The organism is Microbacterium sp. NPDC056234, assembly GCF_042267585.1.
GTDB lineage: Bacteria > Actinomycetota > Actinomycetes > Actinomycetales > Microbacteriaceae > Microbacterium.
Genome location: NZ_JBHJTE010000001.1, coordinates 53257 through 73163 on the forward strand (window position 1 = coordinate 53257; position 19907 = coordinate 73163).

General features: G+C 68.4%; 18 protein-coding genes. 6 read left to right on the forward strand and 12 right to left on the reverse strand.

The features are described from left to right. The first annotated feature begins 100 nt into the window (after positions 1-100). Positions 101-925 carry an MOSC domain-containing protein gene (locus ACFCYE_RS00235; RefSeq protein ID WP_376175512.1) on the forward strand — a complete coding sequence of 275 codons (825 nt, stop codon included), beginning with the start codon at positions 101-103 and terminating at the stop codon, positions 923-925. 30 nt (positions 926-955) lie between these two features. On the opposite strand, the gene ACFCYE_RS00240 is transcribed toward ACFCYE_RS00235, so the two are convergent. The 4 genes from ACFCYE_RS00240 to purM all read right to left on the reverse strand — a co-directional run bounded on the left by ACFCYE_RS00240 (position 956) and on the right by purM (position 5857). Next, on the reverse strand, positions 956-1873 hold the full coding sequence (locus ACFCYE_RS00240) for an aldo/keto reductase (RefSeq protein ID WP_376175514.1): 918 nt from the start codon (positions 1871-1873) through the stop codon (positions 956-958). A gap of 82 nt (positions 1874-1955) precedes the next feature. Continuing rightward, complete coding sequence (locus ACFCYE_RS00245; protein ID WP_376175516.1) at positions 1956-3266, reverse strand: MFS transporter; 1311 nt, start codon at positions 3264-3266, stop codon at positions 1956-1958. After that, entirely contained in the window at positions 3263-4735 is a 1473-nt protein-coding gene (gene purF, locus ACFCYE_RS00250) for an amidophosphoribosyltransferase (protein WP_376175518.1), read from the reverse strand. Before purF ends, ACFCYE_RS00245 begins: the two co-directional genes overlap by 4 nt. 6 nt (positions 4736-4741) lie before the next feature. Next, positions 4742-5857, reverse strand: coding sequence for a phosphoribosylformylglycinamidine cyclo-ligase (gene purM / locus ACFCYE_RS00255; protein ID WP_376175520.1), 1116 nt, complete (start codon positions 5855-5857; stop codon positions 4742-4744). Positions 5858-5934: 77 nt separating this feature from the next. Here purM and ACFCYE_RS00260 point away from each other — a divergent pair, with 77 nt between their 5' ends. After that, entirely contained in the window at positions 5935-6540 is a 606-nt protein-coding gene (locus ACFCYE_RS00260) for a zinc-binding alcohol dehydrogenase (protein ID WP_376175522.1), read from the forward strand. Positions 6541-6543: 3 nt separating this feature from the next. Here ACFCYE_RS00260 and ACFCYE_RS00265 read toward each other — a convergent pair whose 3' ends face one another. The 4 genes from ACFCYE_RS00265 to ACFCYE_RS00280 all read right to left on the reverse strand — a co-directional run bounded on the left by ACFCYE_RS00265 (position 6544) and on the right by ACFCYE_RS00280 (position 9568). Continuing rightward, a complete protein-coding gene (locus tag ACFCYE_RS00265; protein ID WP_376175524.1) occupies positions 6544-6873 on the reverse strand; it encodes a potassium transporter Trk in 330 nt (109 codons plus the stop codon). 66 nt (positions 6874-6939) lie between these two features. Next, positions 6940-7308 (reverse strand): sterol carrier family protein, encoded by a 369-nt coding sequence (locus tag ACFCYE_RS00270; protein WP_376175526.1) that lies wholly within the window; start codon positions 7306-7308, stop codon positions 6940-6942. A 92-nt stretch (positions 7309-7400) separates the two neighbouring features. Next, positions 7401-9113 (reverse strand): hypothetical protein, encoded by a 1713-nt coding sequence (locus ACFCYE_RS00275; protein ID WP_376175528.1) that lies wholly within the window; start codon positions 9111-9113, stop codon positions 7401-7403. Beyond that, positions 9110-9568, reverse strand: coding sequence for a hypothetical protein (locus tag ACFCYE_RS00280; RefSeq protein WP_376175530.1), 459 nt, complete (start codon positions 9566-9568; stop codon positions 9110-9112). Before ACFCYE_RS00280 ends, ACFCYE_RS00275 begins: the two co-directional genes overlap by 4 nt. Positions 9569-9624: 56 nt before the next feature. Between ACFCYE_RS00280 and ACFCYE_RS00285 the strand changes: the two genes are divergently transcribed. After that, a complete protein-coding gene (locus ACFCYE_RS00285; protein ID WP_376175532.1) occupies positions 9625-10305 on the forward strand; it encodes an NUDIX hydrolase in 681 nt (226 codons plus the stop codon). A gap of 34 nt (positions 10306-10339) precedes the next feature. Then, the gene (purD, locus tag ACFCYE_RS00290) at positions 10340-11617 is read left to right on the forward strand and encodes a phosphoribosylamine--glycine ligase (RefSeq protein WP_376175534.1); all 1278 of its coding nucleotides are present in this window, start codon (positions 10340-10342) and stop codon (positions 11615-11617) included. A 29-nt stretch (positions 11618-11646) separates the two neighbouring features. On the opposite strand, the gene ACFCYE_RS00295 is transcribed toward purD, so the two are convergent. The 3 genes from ACFCYE_RS00295 to ACFCYE_RS00305 all read right to left on the reverse strand — a co-directional run bounded on the left by ACFCYE_RS00295 (position 11647) and on the right by ACFCYE_RS00305 (position 15461). After that, positions 11647-12825, reverse strand: a complete 1179-nt coding sequence (locus ACFCYE_RS00295) for an ROK family transcriptional regulator (RefSeq protein ID WP_376175536.1) — start codon at positions 12823-12825, stop codon at positions 11647-11649. A gap of 96 nt (positions 12826-12921) precedes the next feature. Continuing rightward, positions 12922-13974, reverse strand: coding sequence for an ABC transporter permease (locus ACFCYE_RS00300; RefSeq protein ID WP_376177106.1), 1053 nt, complete (start codon positions 13972-13974; stop codon positions 12922-12924). A 2-nt stretch (positions 13975-13976) separates the two neighbouring features. Next, a complete protein-coding gene (locus ACFCYE_RS00305) occupies positions 13977-15461 on the reverse strand; it encodes a sugar ABC transporter ATP-binding protein (RefSeq protein ID WP_376177107.1) in 1485 nt (494 codons plus the stop codon). A 293-nt stretch (positions 15462-15754) separates the two neighbouring features. Here ACFCYE_RS00305 and ACFCYE_RS00310 point away from each other — a divergent pair, with 293 nt between their 5' ends. Continuing rightward, a complete protein-coding gene (locus ACFCYE_RS00310; RefSeq protein ID WP_376175538.1) occupies positions 15755-16807 on the forward strand; it encodes a substrate-binding domain-containing protein in 1053 nt (350 codons plus the stop codon). A 59-nt stretch (positions 16808-16866) separates the two neighbouring features. Beyond that, the gene (locus tag ACFCYE_RS00315; protein ID WP_376175540.1) at positions 16867-18030 is read left to right on the forward strand and encodes a Gfo/Idh/MocA family protein; all 1164 of its coding nucleotides are present in this window, start codon (positions 16867-16869) and stop codon (positions 18028-18030) included. A gap of 341 nt (positions 18031-18371) precedes the next feature. On the opposite strand, the gene ACFCYE_RS00320 is transcribed toward ACFCYE_RS00315, so the two are convergent. Beyond that, positions 18372-19700, reverse strand: a complete 1329-nt coding sequence (locus ACFCYE_RS00320) for a DUF1254 domain-containing protein (protein WP_376175541.1) — start codon at positions 19698-19700, stop codon at positions 18372-18374. Positions 19701-19907: the final 207 nt, after the last annotated feature.

Here is a 19907-nt window from a genome sequence, read left to right on the forward strand (position 1 = left end):
CGAGTTCGATCATCGATGACCCCGTCGCCGACGCGGCGGGGTCATCGTCGTACCCGCGCGCTGGCCCGCTCCCGTCGGCCGCGCCTGGAAGGATGCTGTCATGCCCCGTGTCATCGCGCTCTATCGTCACCCCGTGAAAGGGTTCACGCCCGAGCGCCGCGATGAGCTGGTGGTCCAGCCGGACGGGCGGATCGCCGGCGACCGCGTGCTCGCCTTCCGCTTCGCGGATGCCGCGACTCCGGAGGACCGCGACGGCTTGGACCACTGGCCGAAGTCGAAGGGGCTGGCGCTGGAGTCGTTCCCGACGCTCGCCGAACTCCGCCTGACCTACGACGATGCGACGCGACACGTGCGGATCATGCGGGCAGGTGCGCTGCTCGTCGACGCCGGCCTGGATGCCGAGGGCCGACGCGAACTCTCCGATGCGGTCACGGACTTCGTCATGGAATCGCCGGAGGCCAAGCGTCTGCGCCGGCCCGGCCGACTGCCGATCGTACTGGTCGGCGACGGCGAGCATGCGCGTTTTCAGGATCGTGCGCGCGGATATGTCTCTGTGCACAGCGCCGCGAGTGTCGCAGCTCTCGGCGCAGCCCTCGATCACGAGGTCGACGATCGCCGGTTCCGGTCGAACGTCGTGATCGACGGCGTCGAGGCATGGGACGAGCTCGCCTGGACCGGCGAGGTCCGCATCGGCGACGTGCGCTTCTCGGTCGACGGACCGATCGTCCGATGCCTCGCGACGCACGCCAACCCCGACACGGGAGTCCGCGACGCGAAGGTGCTCACGACGCTGACGACCCGTGTCGGTCAGAGCGAGCCGACGCTCGGCCGACTCCTGCTGCTGCAGGGGGTCAGCGGCGACGTCGAGGACCGCACCGGTGTCGGCGGGGTCATTCGGGTCGGCGACGAGGTGCTCGTCGGCTGAGGTCGCTCTTCCCGCGCGAGCGGACGTGCCTCAGGCGTATCTGCTGTCGTCGATCGGGGAAGGCGCAGGACCGAGCGCGTCCACGTCGCCCCAGAGCGCCTCGGGAATCGGCGTGTCCATGAGTTCGTCCGACTGCGCGCGGCGCCCCGGCCTCGCGACCCCGACGACGGTGGAGTCCACGAGAGGCGAGCGCAGCGAGTACTGCAGTGCGACGGCAGCCAGCGGCACCGAATGTGCGGCGCACACGCGCTCCAGTCCCTCGACCCAGGCGAACAGTTCCGCCGGCACAGGGCTGTAGTCGTATTTCGCCCCGTCACGGGCCCCGGTCACCAGCAGACCCGATCCGTATGGGGCGGCGTTGAAGACCGTCATCCCTCGCTCGTGGGCGTCCGCGAACACCGGCGACGCCGACTGATCGACGAGGGTGAAGCGATTGTGGATCAGCACGGCATCGAAGGCACCGGTCGCGACGTACCGCGCCATCAGCGGCACGGGCGCCGCCGCCACACCGATGGCGTCCACGCGACCCGAGTCGCGCAGCTCGATCAGCCCTGCGACGGCTCCCTGCGGGCCCATCGCCTCGTCGAACGTCACCGTGTACGGATCGTGCAGATGCAACAGGGTCAGCCGCTCCACCCCCAGCCGCGCGATCGTCTCGTCGAAGGAACGCAGCACGCGGTCGCGATCGAAGACGCCGGTCTCGGGATCGCAGTCGACCTTGGAGATCACCTTCTGCCCGGCTTCGGCGCCGAGGCGGGCGATGGCGAGCCCGAGAACGGCCTCGGAGCGTCCACCCGCGTAGTTGTTGGAGGTATCGACGAATCCGTGCCTGCTGGTGAGCAGATCGACCGCGGTCGCGACCGCCTGCTCCTCCTCGGGCGAACCCGGTTCCGTTCCGCGGCCGAGGCCGGACGTACCGAGGGTGAGCGGTGTGACGGTGGGAATCATGGCATCCGTTTCGTGTCGCGGTTCGCAGTCGAACCTATCAACGTGAAGCCGACCTGCGAAGACACCGCCGATTCCGGCGTGCTCACCAGCTGCCGTGCCGCTGCTCCCACTCATCTTCCACGGTGCGGCGGCGACCGGCGATGATCCCGAACGGGATCGACACCACCAGGACCGCGACGATCACCAGCAGCGGGACCGTCCACGCATCCGTCGCGTCATGCAGGAGACCGATCGTGAACGGGAACGCCGCCGCCATGATGTACCCGGCGCTCTGCACGAAGCTCGACAGCGCCACGGCGCTCTCCGGCGTGCGCGCGCGGATGCTGATGAGCACGAGAGCGAGCGGGAACATCGCGCCGACGATGCCGAACAGCGTGATCCACAGCCACACGGTCACCTCGTTCGCCCAGAACAGCAGACCGGCGACCCCGACGATGCCGCTGACGGCGGCGACGATGAACAGCGGCCTCGTCGCCTGGAATCGGACGACCAGCACCGGGACCAGCAGTGAGGCCGGAAGCCCCATGAACGCGAACAGCGAGAGCAGCAGTCCGGCGGTCGCGGCCGAGACACCGGCGAGGTCGGTGACGATGGACGGCAACCATGCGAACGACACGTAGGCCATGGTCGACGACGTCCCGAACACGATCGCGAGCGACCATGCGAGAGGCAGGCGCGCCAATCGCGCGAAGATGCGCGAGCTCGTCGGAACGACGGCGATAGGTCCAGTGGAGAGCACGACCGGATCGAGCTCGCCCGCCCCGGCGAGGTCGTCGCGGATCGGCGCGACCCCGACGGCGGCCACGGCCCCCCGCTCGCGGACCAGCATGATGATCCATGGGATCACCCCGGCGATCGCGAACACGCCCCACACGCCCAGCGAGACGCGCCAGCTCGCGGCATCCGCCACGGGTACCGCCACCAGCGGCGGCAGGAACGTCGACAGCGACATCGCCGTCGTGTACAGCGTCATCATCAGCCCGAGACGGTCGGGGAAGTGCTTCTTCACGAGCGGCGGAAGCAGGATGTTGCCCATCCCGACACCGGCGAAGATCAACGCCGTCGTCAGCAGCAGCGTGACAGCATCCACCGAGAATCCGCGCAGCACGAGCCCGGCGGCGATCGCGCCGAGCGCGATGACCGTCACGCGCTCGAGACCGAGGCGACGCTCCAGCTGAGGCGTGGCCAGCCCGAAGATCGCGAAGCACACCGGCGGTGCTGTGCCGATGAGCCCGAGCACGGTCGGCGACAACGGGAACTCCGCCGAGATCTGATCGATCAGCGGCGAGAGGGAGGCGACGGCCGAACGCAGCGAGAACGCGCACAGCAGGATGCCGACGACGGCGAGCGCTCGTCCGCGCCAGAGCGGACGTGCACCCACGTCCGGCGTCACGACGTCTGCGTGCTTTCCACCCAGGCGAGGTACTCGTCCGAGACGGTTCCGGTGACGTAGTTCCCGTCGAACGGGCTGAGATCGAGTTCGGTCAGAGCCGATCCCTCGGTGATGGCAGCCTTGAGGTCCTCGACCTCCTGGTAGACCAGGTGGTCGCAGCCGAGTGCCTCGGCGATCTCGGGGATCGTGCGCCCGTAGGCCACCAGTTCGTGCCGCGACGGCATGTTGATGCCGTACACGTGCGGATGCCGGATCGGCGGCGCCGCTGAGGCGAAGGTGACCGACAGCGCGCCGGCGTCCCGAGCCATCTGGATGATCTGCTTGCTCGTGGTTCCTCGGACGATCGAGTCGTCGATGAGCAGGACGTTCTTGCCCTGGAACTCCGTCGACATCGCGTTCAGCTTCTGCCGGACGCTCTTCTTGCGCACGGCCTGGCCGGGCATGATGAACGTGCGGCCGACGTAGCGGTTCTTGTAGAAGCCTTCGCGGTACTCGATGCCGAGCTTGCGCGCGACCTCCATCGCGGCGGGGCGCGACGAATCCGGAATGGGCATCACGACGTCGATCTCGCTGAGCGGGACGTGCTTGGCGATCGTGTCGGCCAGCCGGTCACCCATGCGCAGACGGGACTCGTAGACCGAGATGCCGTTCATGATCGAGTCGGGTCGGGCGAGGTAGACGTACTCGAACGCGCAGGGCGCGAGCTGCGTCACGGGTGCGCACTGACGCGTGAAGAGCTCGCCGTCGCTCGTGATGAACACGGCTTCGCCCGGTTCGACGTCGCGCACGACCTCGTAGTCGCCGTTCTCGAGCACGAGCGACTCGCTGGCGACGACCCACTCGTCGCGACCCTCGCGGCCGGGAACGGTCGACGGCCGCTTGCCGAGGATGAGGGGTCGGATGCCGAAGCGATCGCGGAAGGCCAGCAGCCCGTACCCGGCGATCACGGCGATCACGGCGTAGGCGCCCTCGATGCGCTCGTGCGTCCGGGCGACGGCCTCGAAGATGCGCTCGGGGTCGAGGTCGACCAGCGACGTCGTCTCCTGCAGCTCGCCGGCGAGCACGTTCAGCAGCAGTTCGGTGTCGCTCGAGGAGTTCAGGTGGCGGCGGTAGCGGTGCGCCATCTCGGCGGTGAGCTCACGCGTGTTGGTGAGGTTGCCGTTGTGGATGAGGATGATGCCGTACGGCGCGTTCACGTAGAACGGCTGGGCCTCCTCCTCGCTCGACGCGGTGCCCTTGGTGGCGTAGCGGACGTGACCGAGGCCGACGTTGCCGAGGAGCGATCGCATGTCGCGCGTGCGGAAGGCCTCGCGGACCATGCCCGATGCCTTGGCCATGTGCATGACGCCGGTCGTCTCCGCCGTGGCGATGCCCGTCGCGTCCTGGCCCCGGTGCTGCAACAGCAGCAGAGCGTCGTAGATGTCCTGGTTGACCGGGGCGTTCCCCACGATTCCGACAATGCCGCACATGGGGTGTTACTTCGCTCCGTCCGCGTACGCGCCGACCAGGCGCACAGCTCCGCCGTCGACGCCCTTGGCGCCCTCTTCGAAATGACCGTCCGGTCGGGCACCGGTGGAGATCGTCGCGACCTGCCAGGCCGGGATGCCCTCGGCGGCGAGGGCGGTGATCGCGGCATCCTTCTTCGCAGCGTCGATGACCGCGAGGAAGCCGATACCGAGGTTCCACGTCCCCTCGGCGGATTCCAGCGTGGATCCCGCGATGTCGCTGAGCACCCGGAACACGGGACTCGGCGACCAGGTCGCCCGGTCGACCTCGGCCCAGCTGCCCTGCGGGAGCACGCGCGCGAGGTTGGCGGCGATGCCGCCACCGGTGACGTGGCTGAGTGCGTGGACGCCGCCGCCGAGCGACGAGATCAGACGCAGCAGCGGGAGCGTGTAGAGGCGGGTCGGCTCGAGGAGCACCTCGCCCCAGGTCGCACCGAAATCGGCGGCGTTGTCGCCGTAGCCGATCCCGGCGCCGGCGACGATGTGGCGCACGAGCGAGTAGCCGTTGGAGTGCAGGCCGCTGGAGCCGAGGGCGAGCACGATGTCGCCGTCCTGGACCCGTTCGGCGCCGAGTACGGAATCCGCCTCGACGATGCCGGTGGCAGCGCCTGCGACGTCGTAGTCACGAGGACCGAGCAGGCCGGGGTGCTCGGCGGTCTCACCGCCGACGAGCGCGGTACCGGTGGCTGCGGCCCCTTCGGCGATGCCGCGGACGATGTCGGCGATGCGCTCGGGAACGACCTTTCCGCAGGCGATGTAATCGGTCATGAAGAGCGGCTTCGCGCCCACCACGACGATGTCGTCCACGACCATGCCCACGAGGTCCTGACCGATCGTGTCGTGCTTGTCGATGGCCTGCGCGATCGCGACCTTCGTGCCGACGCCGTCCGTGCTCGTCGCGAGCAGCGGCTTGCGATAGCTCAGCAGAGCCGATGCGTCGAAGAGACCGGCGAATCCGCCGACACCACCGAGCACTTCGGGTCCGTGCGTCGCGCGGACGGACGACTTCATCAGCTCGACGGCCAGATCACCGGCGACGGTGTCGACGCCGGCTTCGGCATAGGGATTGGTGGGAGAGGCAGCCACGCGTCAAGACTACCGCCGTCGGCGCGGCCGCAGATCCGCGGATGCCCCCTGACCCGGAGTCCTCCTACGATGGGGCTATGTCCGACAAGCCGCAGTGGCTCATTCGCGAGGATGCGAGCGTCCCGGTCCTGGTCGCGCTCGCCCTGCGTCAGGAGCTGGGCGTGCGGACCCCCGAGGACCTCCCCGTGCTTCGCGACCTGGCCGTACGGGCCCCGGATGCCATGGATGCCACGCCGGCGCTGGAGAAGCAGTGGCGGGCCTACTGGGACATGACCGTCGAGCCGCGGGCGCACCCGGCATCCGTGCCCCTCGAGCTCGTCGACGGTTTCGACACCCTGGTGGCGCTGCCGCAGGCCGGGGCCGAGGAGCTGCGTGCCGCGATCGCACCGTACGCGGAGTCGTCGCTCGAGTACGCGCGCGCCGCGCATCGACGGTATTCGGCCACGATGCGCAATTCGGCCGGCGGGGACGCCTATCGGGCCTACGCGTCGGCGATCGCCGAGTTCGAACGGGACATCGGTCGCCGCGCGCATTCGTTCGAGCTGAACGTGCAGGTGCTGCCGTTCTCCCAGCGCGGGATCTGGTGGGTCGGAGCGCTCACGGTCGCCGTGACCGACGGACTCAGGCGGGACGTCGTGGCATTCGACACCGCCATCCGGCCGGTGATCGCGGAACTCGCCTGACGCTCAGGCTGCGTCGTCAGCGCCGTCGGAGACGACCGTCTCGTGGTCGACCCGAACGACCCGGTCATGGCGGCGGGCCGTGCGCTCCAGGATCAATGCGACCACTCCGCCGAGGGCGAGCCCGATCGGAACGGTCCACAGCAGAGCGAACCCGAAGACCTGGCCCGGCGGGTAGACGACGCCGAGGGCCGCGGACTCCTCGTAGCTGCCTGTGAGGGTGATGATGCCCGCGGCGATGATGCCGAGGACGACACCGAGGCCCATGAACACGCCGAACCGCGGTACGCGGCGGACGGTCGCCTCGACGGTCTCGTGGGAATCGGCTGTGGTCATGCATCCATTGTCCCACCACGCACCTGTGCGCGGGGACGGAACGGGCGTCCATCGACGCGTGCTGGTCTACGGGCGCAGCGGGAGCAGATCCGCCAGATCGGCGCGGATGCCCGAGGCGCTCACTCGTCCGGATGCCGCGGCGACGGCCCAGGGTTCGCTCCCCGTCGCGACGGCGATCCAGGTGGTGGCGTCCATCTCGACGACGTTGGGCGGAGTGCCGCGGGTGTGCCGCGGACCCTGCACGACCTGCACGGCGCCGAATGGGGGGACGCGGACCTCGACGCTGTTGCCGGGCGCCTTCTCGTCCAGCAGCTGCAGCAGGTAGCGCACGGCCGTGGCGAGGTCGGCGCGAGCGGGCGTGGCGTCTGCGTCCTGGGCGGCCCTGATGGCGGCGAGCGCATCGCGCCCCGCCACCGTGTCGATCTTCCGCGCCATGCGTCCAGCCTAGATCTCGAGACGTGCGTTGCGCGGTGAAACGTACGCGGGCACGACCGGTCTCACCCCCGCCGAGTACGTCTCGCGGGATCTCAGACGGAGTCGCGCACCAGGCGCACGAAGCGGATGACGAGGTCGTCCGCGCCGTCGGCGAGTGCGATCCGCAGCCGGGTTGCATCGGCCGACACGGCGCCGGTCGGAAGCGCGATCGTCGCGGTCCGCCATTCGCCGCTGCCGGTGCGCTCGACCTCGGCCGATGCTCCCGCTTCGGTGTCGATCGCGAAAGAGCCGGAGCCCACGTCGAGGAAGGTCACCTTCAGCACGGTGTCGCCGGTCGTGGATGCCGCGAATCCCGGGTCCGTCTCCAGGACGAATCCGGTGTCGCCGCCGGCGACTTCGGTCGAGAGCCCCTCGTACGCGGTGCCGTTCTCGGCCTCGACCTCTCCGACGTGCACGTCGGCGTCAGCGCGGTGCGCGACGGAGCCGGGCTCGTCGACCTGGACGAGCCAGCGTTCGAGGTTGCGCACCCAGGGCTGCGTGTCCCAATCGCGGGGGAACTCCTCGTCGACCCAGAAGGTGTCTTCGGCGTCGCGCAAGGCCGCCCACGCGTCGGCGGACGTGGCAGCGGTCTGGCCGAGCGACAGCCGCGTCCAATCCCACAGCTCGGGGTATTCGGTCAGGTACGAATCGCTCGGCACGACGTACAGCCAGTTCACGCGCAGCTGCAGCGCCTTCAGGTTCGACTGGCGGATCGCGTAATACCGATCGCTCGTCGCATAGCCGCACGCGTCGAAGCACTCGTTCTCGGTCGCGACGATCCTGTCGCCGGCGTGGATCGGCAACGACTCGTCAACGACGAGATGGCCGTCCGGCTGCACACGTGATCCGAACGACGGCGCCTCGCTGAGGTGGAAGTTCGACACCTCGGTGATGCCGTTGCGGATGCCGAGGCCGCCGTCCACCGCATCAGCAGCCAGCAGGTCGTCGGCCGTGCCGAACGGCCCCCACGGGTAGTCCTCCCCGGTGAACACCAGCTTGTGCGCGTTCGCGCCGAACAGGTCGACGAGGTCGGTCCACGCGTGGTCGTACCAGTCGAGATACCTCTGCTCGTCGAGGTCCCCTGCGGCGACGGCATCCGACACCACGTCGTAGTCGAACTCGGCCCAGCCGAACGCTCCGGGAACATACACGAAGCGCAACCGTGGATCATCGGCAAGGCCGAGATCGACGAACACTGCGCGATACGTGTCGAACAGGTGACCCCACACGCACTCGTCCCAGATCGGCAGGTGCTGCTGGCCGTCCTCGTCCGGTCCGTACGTCGAGACGCCGCAGTCCTGGGCGACCCAGGCGGGCGCCCAATCCTCGGCGCTCGCGAACAGGCGCATCCAGAAGTCGTCGGGTGCGGCGAGCTGATCGTCCAGCGACGCGAGGCCCATGCCCTGGGCTTCACCGGTAGCCGTGCGGTCGATCGGTCCGCCGTCGCCGGGCTGCAGTTGCGCCCAGGTCACGTCGACCGAGTGCACGAGAACGAGGTCGTCCTCGCTCGTCTCCTCGGAGAAGAATCCGGAGTTCTGCGCCGGGCGGACGGATGCGGGCAGGGTCCAGTCGTCGCCGTCGACGATCGTGACGCCGGAGGAGCCGGCGGCCACGAAGTCCGCGCCGGGTCCGACGTCGGCTTCCGCATCGAGAGGGGCACCGGTGGGCAGCGGTTCCGCGATGGAGGTGCATCCGACCAGCGCCATGATCAGTGCAGTGGCGGCGGCGAGCGCCCGCGCTGCGCGCGCGCGAGCCGTACGCGTCATTGCTCCTCGCCGAGTACGACGACCGACCACGCCCCGGATCCGTGCTCGCTCGTGCCGCTGACGCTGACCCCGATCACGCCGTCGAGCGCCTCGGGCAGGAGGTGCGGGCTATCCGCGCAGACGAGATCGTCCGATCCGGTGCTCCTGGTCTCGGCCGCACCGCGCAGCTCGAACGCGACGCTCATGCTCTCCTCGCCGAAGCAGGAGAACTCCACACCGGTGACGCTCGTCGCCGAAGCAAAGTCCACGGTGATGCTCTCTTCGCCCTCGGTGGTCGGCCCGGACGCGTTCCGCGGCGCCCCGGCCATGGTGGCGAGGCCCGGTCGATCGGATGCGCTCTGCTCCTGTATCCACTCACTCACTGCATCCGGGTCCGGCGGCTGCGGCACCGACTTGCACCCGGTCAGGCCCGCACCGAGGACAGCGATGACGAGCAGGGACAGGAGGCGCTTCATGCAGCGAGCCTAACCGGGGAAGAGCCGGTGTCGGCGGGGCGTCGTAGGCTCGGGGAATGACCGATCCGCAGCATCCGGCCGGCGCGCGCGCCGAGTTGCTGCAGGCGACCGCCTCACACGACTGGGGCGGCCCGTTTCCGCGGCTGGCCGACCCGGACGCGGCCCGCGAGGCGGCAGTGCTGATCCTGTTCGGTGTACTCGACAGCATCCCGTCTCCGACGGCGGATGCCGTGGTCGCACGCGACCTGGACGTCCTGCTGCAGCGTCGGGCGTCCACGCTCTCCTCGCACCCTGGCCAGGTGTCCTTCCCCGGTGGCGGGCGGGAGGACGGCGACGCGGATGCCGCGGCGACCGCCCTGCGCGAGGCCGAAGAGGAGACAGGACTCGATCCCTCCGGCGTCGAGGTGCTCGCGACCCTGCCCGAGATCCCGCTGGCAGCCAGCAATCACCGAGTCACGCCCGTGCTGGGGTGGTGGCGACGACCGAGCCGCGTCGCTGCTGTCGACCATGCCGAAACGGTCGAGGTCTTCCGGGTGCCCGTGGCGCAGCTGCTGGATCCGACGAGCCGCTTCACCTCGGTGATCGAACGCGGCGAGATGCGCTTCAGCGGCCCGGCGTTCGACGTAGACGGCACCATCGTGTGGGGGTTCACCGCGATGGTGCTGGACGGTCTCTTCGAGGCGTGCGGGTGGAATGTCCCCTGGGATCGAGCCGATGAGCGCCCGGTCTCGGTCTGAACCGGCGACGGGCTCGGCTCGGTAGGGTGAAGGGGTGAAGATCCTCGTCCTCGGTTCCGGTGCCCGTGAGCACGCGATCATCCTCGCCCTTCGGGCGGAGACCGCGGAGCATGAGATCTACGCCGCGCCGGGCAATGCCGGCATCGCGCAGGACGCGACGCTCGTGTCGCTCGACCCGCTCGATGGTGCCGCGGTCACGTCGTTCGCGAACACGCACGCGATCGACCTCGTGGTCGTCGGCCCCGAGGCGCCGCTGGTGGCCGGCGTCGCCGATGTGCTGCGCGAACGCGGCATCCCGGTGTTCGGTCCGGGCAAGGCGGCCGCACAGCTGGAAGGGTCCAAGGCCTTCGCCAAGCGCATCATGGATGCCGCCGGCGTCCCGACGGGTCGTGCAGTGCGCGCGGCGACGGTCGCCGAAGTCGAAGCCGCATTCGACGAGCTCGGCGCCCCGCACGTCGTGAAGGCCGACGGCCTCGCGGCGGGCAAGGGCGTCCTCGTGACGTCCGATCGCGGCGAAGCGCTCGCGCATGCCTCGCACTACCTCGGCGAGGGCGCGGTGCTGATCGAGGAGTTCCTCTCCGGCCCAGAGGTCTCGCTCTTCTTCCTCAGCGACGGCGACACCGTGCGCGCGCTCAGCCCCGCGCAGGACTTCAAGCGCGCCTACGACGGTGACGAAGGTCCCAACACCGGTGGCATGGGCGCCTACACTCCCCTGCCCTGGCTCGCCGATGATTTCGGCAGCGAGGCGGAATTCGTCTCGCTCGTCACCGAGCAGGTCGCCCTCCCGGTCATCCACCAGTTGGACGCCGAGGGCACGCCGTTCATCGGTCTGCTGTACGCGGGACTCATCCTGACGGAGTCCGGCGTGCGCGTCATCGAGTTCAACGCCCGCTTCGGCGACCCCGAGACGCAGGTCGTGCTGCCGCGCCTGGTGACGCCGCTTTCCGAGCTGCTGTTCGCCGCGGCATCCGGAACCCTCGAGGACCAGCCGCAGCCGGAGTTCTCGGCCGAGGTCGCGATCACGGTCGTGCTCGCGAGCGAGGGCTACCCGGAGGCGCCGCAGACCGGCCGTCCGATCGAGGGCCTGTCCGACGCCGCCTCCGTCGACGGTGTGCGGGTCGTGCACGCCGCCACTGCCGGCCCGGATGCCCCCGGAGGGGATCTGCTGGCCACCGGCGGCCGCGTGCTGAACGTCGTCGCGACGGCGTCCGATTTCGCCACCGCGCGAGCGCAGGCCTACGACGCGATCGGACGGATCACGCTCGAGGGCTCGCACTTCCGCACGGACATCGCGGCGCGCGTCGCACAGTAGTCCTCACCCCGGGCCGCCGTGCGGCCGCGTCACTCGGCGAGGCTGAAACTGCGCGGCAGGATCTCGGGGCTCAGCGCGTACTCGACCGCGAGCAGGCTCGCACCGCGCACCGCGGCCTCCCCCGCGGTGACGGACTGCACGATCGCGAGATGCTCGGTCGCCAGGGGCATCGAATGGCGATAGACGACCTCGCGGACCCCTGCGATCAGGTGCTCGCCGACACGGGCCATCGCGCCGCCGATGGTGATCACCGACGGATTGAGCAGACTCACGGACGCGGTGAGCACTTCGCCGAGATCCCGTCCGGCCTGACGCACCGCCTGAATGGCCTCGAGGTTGCCGGCCTTGACCAGTTCGACCACATCATCGCCATCTGCCGCCGCGACGCCGCGCTGGCTGAGCGAACGTGCGATCGCCGGGCCGGACGCGAGCGCTTCGAGGCATCCGGTGTTCCCGCAATGGCAGGGCACGTCGGCTCCGCGCGACACGCGGACGTGTCCGAAGTCGCCGGCGATGCCCTGCGCTCCGCGGAGCAGGCGACCATCGGAGATGATGCCGGCGCCGATACCGGTGGCGACCTTCACGAAGATCATGTGATCGGTCGACGGCCAGGCCGCCGCGCGCTCACCGAGTGCGGAGACGTTGACGTCGTTGTCGACGAGAACGGGCACCTGCATGTGCTGCTGCACCCAACCGGGGACGTCGAAGCCGTCCCACCCCGGCATGATCGGCGGCTTCGCCGGACGCCCGGTGGCGTGCTCGACGGGTCCGGGAACGCCGACGCCGACAGCCGCGACGCGATCGTGGGTGAGTCCGGCCTCGGCGATCAGTTCGTGTGCGGCTTCGGCGAACCAGGACAGCACGGGCTCGGGGCCCAGCGACACCGCGAGTCGGCCGGTGCGTTCGGCGAGCACGGTGCCGGCGAGATCGGTCACCGCGACCGTCGTGTGCGAGGCACCGATATCGGCCGCGATCACGACCTTGGCCGTCGGGTTCAACGCGAACTGCGATGGCGGCCGGCCCCCTGTCGAAGCGGCATCCGCCACCGGAGTGATCAGGCCCTTGCGCATGAGCTCGTCGACGCGTGCCGCGACCGTCGAGCGGGCAAGACCCGATCGCTTCGCCAGCTCCGCACGGGTCCGGGGTTCGCCGTCACGCAGCAGCTGGAACAGTTCGCCGACTCCGGCGGTGTTGGGATTGCTTGCCATTCTCACCCTGCACTTCTCGTGAACGGCGCACCGCCATGACGGCACCGCATCCACGCCTTCGAGGCCATCGTTCCGGCGCTTCCGCGTCTTTCGATCCTATGCGGGAGGCGCCGCCTGATCCGCCGCGCGCAGACGCCTGCGCGGGACGCGCCCGACAGCGAAGCGCTGCTGCAGCAGCACGGCGACGACGATGATCACGCCCTTCGCGACGGCCTGCGCGGAGGAGGTGAGGTTGTTCTGCACGAACACGTTCGACAGGGTCGCGAAGATCAGCACGCCGAACACGGTGCCCGTGATCGTGCCCCGGCCACCGACGAGCAGGGTTCCGCCGACGACGACGGCCGCGATGGCATCCAATTCGTAAAGGTTGCCGTGGGTCGACGTACCGGCAGTAGTACGACCCATGAGCATGACCGCCGCGATGCCTGCGGTCGTGCCGACGAGCGCGTACAGCCACATCGTGTGCTGCTTCACCTTGATGCCGGCCAGACGCGCGGCCTCGGCGTTGCCTCCGATCGCGACCGTGCGCCGCCCGAAGGTCGTCCGGTTGAGCAGGAACCACCCGGCGACGGCGACGACGACGAAGATCCAGATGAGAATGTCGACGCCGAGCAGATCGACGTTCATGGCGCGCAGGAAGTCGCGGTCGCTCAGCACCAGCGTGCGGTTGTTCGCGAGGATCTCGGCGAGCCCGCGAGCCCCGACCATCATCGCGAGCGTCGCCATGAAGGCCGCGACCTTGCCGTACGCGATCACGACGCCGTTGATGAGCCCTGCACCGAAGCCGACGAGCAGCACCACCAGGACCGTCACGATCCAGTGGCTCGAGCTCGCGATCTCCTGGATCGCCTTGAGCGATCCGACGACGGACGCGAGCGCGAGCACCGCACCGACCGAGAGATCGATGCCGCCGGCGATGATGACGAACGTCATGCCGATGCTGATCACGCCGGTGATGGACGCCTGCCGCAGGATGACGAGCGCGTTGTCGAAGTTCAGGAAGTTCGACGAGGTCACCGCCCCGACGATGATGAGCACGACCAGCGCGAGCACCAGACCGAGGTTTCGCCCGACCGATCCGGAGAGCAGCCGCCGCAGCGGCGACTCGGTTTCAGCCGGGGTCTGCCCAGGCGACGTGGGGGTCTGCACGCTCACGCGGCGACTCCTTTCATGACGAGGTCGAGCACGCCGTGCTCGTCGATCTCCGATGCGGGAACGGTGGTGAGGACGCGGCCGTCGCCGATGACGAGGACCGAATCCGAGAGGCCGAGGACCTCGTCGATCTCACTCGAGATGATGACGATGGCGTGGCCGGATGCCGCGAGGCGACGGATCAGCGCGTAGATCTCGGAGCGCGCACCGATGTCGACACCACGGGTGGGCTCGTCGAGCAGCAGCACGGAGCTGCCTCGCACGAGCCAGCGCGCGAGCAGGATCTTCTGCTGATTTCCGCCGGACAGGGTCGCGGCAGGGCGATCGGGGTCGGCCGGTCGCAACTCGAGCGCGGTGATCTGCTCCCTCGTGATGCGGCGCTCACTGCGCTCGTCCAGCCACGCTCCCTTGGCGATCCGCGCGAACGACGAGAGCGTCACGTTCTTGAAGATCGGCTCCCCCAGCACCAGCCCCTGGGACTTTCGCTCTTCGGGGCTCAGCCCGACGCCGGCGGACACCGACGCGGCGACGGATCCTCGCGGGAGCTCTTTGCCGGCGACTCGGACCGTTCCGCGCGATGCTCGTCTGGCGCCGTAAATCGTCTCGACGATCTCGCTGCGACCTGAACCGACCAGACCGGCGAGACCGATGATCTCACCGGCACGCACGGAGAACGACACGTCGTCGAACACTCCGGCCAGTTCCAGGCCCTCGACCTCGAGCAGCACCGGCGCGTCGGCCGCGATCGGTTCTGCCGGGGGAAAGACGTTCTGCACCGCCCGCCCGGTCATGTGCTTGATCAGTTCGGCGGTCGTCGTCTCCGCGACGGGCAGGTTGCTCGCGACGGTCGAGCCGTCTTTGAGGACCGTGATGCGATCGCCGATCTCGCGGATCTCTTCGAGGCGGTGGGTGATGTACACCACGGCGATGCCCTGCGAGGTCAGTTCCCGCACGACGGCGAACAGATTGCGTACCTCTTCGGAGTCGAGGACCGCGCTGGGCTCGTCCATGATGATCAGCTTCGTGTCATGCGACAGGGCACGGGCCATGCTGACGATCTGCTTCCCCGCAGCACTGAGCGAGCCGACTTCGGCATAGGGCGACAGTGACCCGTGCCCGAGGCGCTGCAGCAGCGCGCGCGTCTGCTGGATGAGCTGCCGACGGCGGGTGAAGCCGAACCGATCGAACTCGTGCCCGAGGAAGACGTTCTCGGCGACGGTGAGTCCGTCGACGACGTCGAGCTCCTGGTACATCGTCGAGATGCCGAGCGAGATGGCGGTCTGCGGATCATCGATCTCGACGGGCTCGCCCATCCAGCGGATCTCACCGGCATCCGGCCTGTGCACGCCCGCGAGCGTCTTGATCAGCGTCGACTTGCCTGCGCCGTTCTGGCCGAGCAGGCAGTGAACTTCGCCGGGTCGGACCTCGAGCTGCACACCGCGCAGAGCATGGACGCCGGAGAAGCTCTTCTCGACACCCTGCATCTCGAGTAATGCCGAAGGATGGTCATCTTTGATCACGGGATGAACATAACACGCCCGACAGACCAAGACCAAGGGCTGATCACGGGTCGGCGGCGCTACGTCACCGCCGAACAATCGCCAGAGTTCGTTGACTTGACAGCGATCCACGACTTTTGATCTGATCACGACAAAAGATGGCCGGATATAGTCATGTTCTGCTAGCTTGGCCCTCAGCGCCCGGTGCGCGCTGAGGGGCTCGTGATCGACCGCGCTCGCACCGCACGCATCTGCATCACATTTCAAGGAGGAAAGACATGCACGGCATGCGCAAACGCGGGCTTCGCCCGCTGATGGTCGGAGCGGCGGCTCTCTTCGCCGTCTCGCTGCTGGCCGGTTGTACCAGCGACGGGACCGAAGGCGACGAGGGTGCCGACAGCCAGGGCACCACGAGCGAGGAGAACACGGCATCCGGCGACACCGTCGTGATCGGCTGGTCGGGCCCTGAAGCCGACCACGGCTGGCTCGGCGCGATCAACACGGGCGCGATCGAGACCGCCGAAGGCTTCGACGACGTCGAACTGCGCCAGGCCGAGGGCACCAACGACGCCAACCAGCAGATCGCCGCGGTCGAGCAGTTCATCAACGAGGGCGTCGACGCGATCGTGCTCCTGCCGACCGACGGTGCGGCGCTGACCCAGGTCGCCCAGAAGGCGATGGATGCCGGCATCCCCGTCATCAACGTCGACCGCGAGTTCTCGAGCACGTTCGCGTCGCGGGCAACGATCCTCGGCGACAACTACGGCATGGGCGTCAGCGCCGGCACGTACATCTGCGAGCAGCTCGACGGCCAGAGCGACGCGGTCGTCGCCGAGATCGCCGGCATCGACTCCCTGCCGCTCACGCAGGATCGTTCGCAGGGCTTCAAGGATGCGCTGGAAGCGTGCGGTCTCGAAGTCGGCCCGCGCGTCGCCGCGGACTTCACCGTCGCCGGCGGAGAGAGCGCGACGTCGCAGCTGCTGTCGGCGAACCCGAAGATCGACGCGATCTGGAACCACGACGACGACCAGGGCGTCGGCGTCCTGGCGGCGATCGAGTCTGCAGGGCGGGACGAGTTCTTCATGGTCGGCGGCGCAGGCAGCGTCAACATGATGGACCGCATCAAGGCGGATGACAGCGTCGTCAAGGCGACCGTCATCTACCCGTCCACGCAGGCCGCTGACGGCATCGCGCTGGCGCGACTGGTCGCGCAGGGCAAGACCATGAGCGACCTGGTCACCCCGAGCGTTCCCTACCGAATCGTGCTGGATGCTCCGGTCGTGACCAAGGACAACGTCGACGAGTTCATCGATCTCGCCTTCGAGTCCTGATCATCACCCGCGGGGCGAGCGCTTCGGCGCTCGCCCCGCGCTGTCCTCCGGGAGGAAAGATGTCCACTCAGCTGCGCGTGGCGATGATCGGCCACGGATTCATGGGAGCGGCGCACTCCGTCGGCTGGCGTCAGGCGCCCGCGGTGTTCGAGCTCCCGCTGACCCCTCGGATGGCGGTGCTCGTCGGACGCGATGCCGACAAGACCGCAGCCTCAGCCCGCAAGTGGGGCTGGGCCGAGGCCTCCACGGACTGGCGCGCGGTCATCGCGCGTGACGACATCGACGTGGTCGACATCGTCACGCCAGGAGACTCGCACGCCGAGATCGCCATCGCCGCTCTGGCCGCCGGCAAGCACGTGCTGTGCGAGAAGCCGCTGGCGAACTCGGTCGAGGAAGCGGAGGCGATGCGGCAGGCAGCGCAGGATGCCGCAGCTCACGGCATCCGTGCCATGGTCGGATTCACCTATCGGCGGGTGCCGGCCGTCACCCTCATGCGCGACATGATCGCGGCCGGGCGCATCGGCACCGTGCGACAGGTTCGCGCGAGCTACCGACAGGACTGGCTCGCGGATCCGGAGTCGCCGATGACCTGGCGACTCGACAAGGACCGCGCCGGATCGGGCGCACTCGGCGACATCGGCGCCCACATCGTCGACATGGCACAGTTCGTGACCGGGCAGGATCTGACGCACGTGTCCGCCGCCCTGGAGACGATCGTCCCCGAACGCCCGCTGCTCGGCGAGGCGATCGGGCTCAGCGGCACGGCCAGCGCCGAGCGGGGCAAGGTCACCGTCGACGACCTGGCGCTGTTCGTCGGACGGCTCGAGTCCGGGACTCTGGCGAGCTTCGAAGCGACGCGCTTCGCCACCGGGCGCAAGAACGCGCTCGACATCGAGATCTCGGGTGACGCAGGCGCGTTGCACTGGAACCTTGAGGATCTGAATGCCCTCCAGTTCTACGACGCGACCCGGCCGGCGCTCGAGCAGGGCTTCACCCGCATCCTGGTCACCGAACCCGAGCATCCGTACCTCGAAGGATGGTGGCCAGCAGGGCACATGCTCGGCTACGAGCACGGGTTCTCGCACCAGGCGAAGGACTTCGTCGAGGCGATCGCGGACGGCCGGGATCCGCATCCGACGTTCGCGGCGGGTCTGCGCGTGCAGCGGGTCCTGGATGCCGTCGAACGCAGCGCTTCAGCGGGCGCTGCGTGGACCGAGGTCTGAGCCGCGGGCGAGCATCCCGCATCCCCCTGCGTCGGAGAGATCCCGCATGTCGGACGCGACCAGGTGCTTCCGTCCGACGCTGGGGAGTTCTCCGACGCGGGATGCGTGCGTCCGATCTCACGAGAAGTGTCGGAATCTCACGAGTGTGGCGGACCAGGTGGATTCGTAAGGGTGTCGATCGCGTTCCGCGCCGGGCCAGCCACCTCCACCGAAAACGATCGTTTTCGGCGTGATCCGGTCTGGAGTCCCGGAACGGGGTCCGTTAACGTTCACCGGAATCCCGATACGGCGGGGGTTTTCGGTCGGCTCGTGACCCGGCGCCGTACGGTAGTTCGGCTGGCCTATCTCTTGATGATCTTCGGCGGGGTGAAGTCTCCGGCAAGGGTTTCGGTGGTGGGCGAGTAGAGCCGGAGCATCGGGGCGAACGCTCCCTGTGGTGCGGGTAGCCAGTTCGCTTCGCGCTCGGCCCCTGGAGATGCGTGTTGAATGTAGATGTCGAGTGAACCGTCAGCGTTGACGATCAGTGGGTCTCGGTCGCGAATCACGAAGCGGTTGAGTCGGTTCGGGACCTGGAAGCCTTCGCCGTCGTACATCGTGAGGGACCAGAAGGCATCCACGCCCGGCTGTTGGCCGGCGTCGAAGTGGAGCACGTAGTTGTGCTCCCCGGTGAACGGTTGACCGTCGGCGTCGACGAAGGCGTTGGGGTAGATCGCGTCCTCGGGGAGGTTTGCTCCGAGCCCGGCCATTGCGACAAGAGCGCGCACGCGATACGAGGTGCCGTACGTTCCGAACGACTGCTCCCAGTTCCACCCGTTTCGTACGATGCCGATGCTGGCTTCGGTCATTGCTTTCACGAGATCCTGCAGGGCCGTGTCTCGAGCTGCCGAGACGGCGGCAGTAGCAGCATCGTCCAGCACCGCAGGGTTGAAGTCCTCGCCTGGCACGATCCCGATGGCGCGCATCCGATGCAGGATCGGGTAGTCGTTAGCGTGCGGCGGGTTCTCTTTCAGCAACTCGGCAAAGAGTGTGAAGAACTCGACGCTGCTGAGCGCGTTCACCTGGTCCAGTGGCGGTGTCACATCATCCACGCTCGGGTCAACGGGTGCAGCAGAAGGCGTGCCTGATTCTTGGCCGTACGCGTCCATACGGGTGATGCGGTACTGGTCCTGGATGCGGTGGACTTCCGCGAAATCGTCGGGGCCGTTGCTCTGTGTGCGACCCATGACCCAGACGTGCGGCGTCGGTGCGACTATCAGGTCGAGTCCGCTGGGGACTTCGCCGCTCCACGCGGGTGGCGCGATGAGGAAGTCGCGGGCTTTACCGAGGGTGTTTCGGCTGCCAGGAACGGCGAAGATGTCCGTCCACATGTCGAGCATGGGCGTGAGGTAGTACCGGTCAGGCGCATCGGGCGTGTGGAGAATCACAGGTCCGTCTCGGAGATCGAGCCACGCGAACGAGTAGAGCGTGTCGAAGTTGAAACGCACGACGTCCTTGGATTCTGCTGCGGGGTATTCCCGGGCGTGTGCGAACTGGTTCGCCGGTGCCCGCAACAACGCAGTATTCGCGTCTGGGACGTTCGTCATCTGGCGCCGCGTGTACTCCATCGTCACGAGCGGGTACGCGTACAGGTACGCGTCGACGGCAACCTTGCTGAGATCGAATTGCGACATTAAGTTTTTCCCCCTGGCTCCCCGGTACCTTTAAGCCTAGGGTGAACCGCGCCCCAGAGGCCACAGTTCCGAATGGCGCAGCCCGCAACCACCGATGTCAGAGAGGTGCGCGCCTGGCCTGCCGGAAACGATCGTTTTCGGCTATCTAGTTCATACAGCCCTGGAGTGGTTTCCAGAAACGTGCGCCGTAGCAGGCTTTCGGCAGGC

Coding starts and splice junctions, on each gene's coding strand:
- ACFCYE_RS00235 (WP_376175512.1), top strand. CDS start 101: ATGCCCCGTGTCATCGCGCTCTATCGTCACCCCGTGAAAGGGTTCACG.
- ACFCYE_RS00240 (WP_376175514.1), bottom strand. CDS start 1,873: ATGATTCCCACCGTCACACCGCTCACCCTCGGTACGTCCGGCCTCGGC.
- purF (WP_376175518.1), bottom strand. CDS start 4,735: ATGTGCGGCATTGTCGGAATCGTGGGGAACGCCCCGGTCAACCAGGAC.
- ACFCYE_RS00260 (WP_376175522.1), top strand. CDS start 5,935: ATGTCCGACAAGCCGCAGTGGCTCATTCGCGAGGATGCGAGCGTCCCG.
- ACFCYE_RS00265 (WP_376175524.1), bottom strand. CDS start 6,873: ATGACCACAGCCGATTCCCACGAGACCGTCGAGGCGACCGTCCGCCGC.
- ACFCYE_RS00270 (WP_376175526.1), bottom strand. CDS start 7,308: ATGGCGCGGAAGATCGACACGGTGGCGGGGCGCGATGCGCTCGCCGCC.
- ACFCYE_RS00275 (WP_376175528.1), bottom strand. CDS start 9,113: ATGACGCGTACGGCTCGCGCGCGCGCAGCGCGGGCGCTCGCCGCCGCC.
- ACFCYE_RS00280 (WP_376175530.1), bottom strand. CDS start 9,568: ATGAAGCGCCTCCTGTCCCTGCTCGTCATCGCTGTCCTCGGTGCGGGC.
- ACFCYE_RS00285 (WP_376175532.1), top strand. CDS start 9,625: ATGACCGATCCGCAGCATCCGGCCGGCGCGCGCGCCGAGTTGCTGCAG.
- ACFCYE_RS00295 (WP_376175536.1), bottom strand. CDS start 12,825: ATGGCAAGCAATCCCAACACCGCCGGAGTCGGCGAACTGTTCCAGCTG.
- ACFCYE_RS00305 (WP_376177107.1), bottom strand. CDS start 15,461: ATGCAGGGTGTCGAGAAGAGCTTCTCCGGCGTCCATGCTCTGCGCGGT.
- ACFCYE_RS00310 (WP_376175538.1), top strand. CDS start 15,755: ATGCACGGCATGCGCAAACGCGGGCTTCGCCCGCTGATGGTCGGAGCG.
- ACFCYE_RS00315 (WP_376175540.1), top strand. CDS start 16,867: ATGTCCACTCAGCTGCGCGTGGCGATGATCGGCCACGGATTCATGGGA.
- ACFCYE_RS00320 (WP_376175541.1), bottom strand. CDS start 19,700: ATGTCGCAATTCGATCTCAGCAAGGTTGCCGTCGACGCGTACCTGTAC.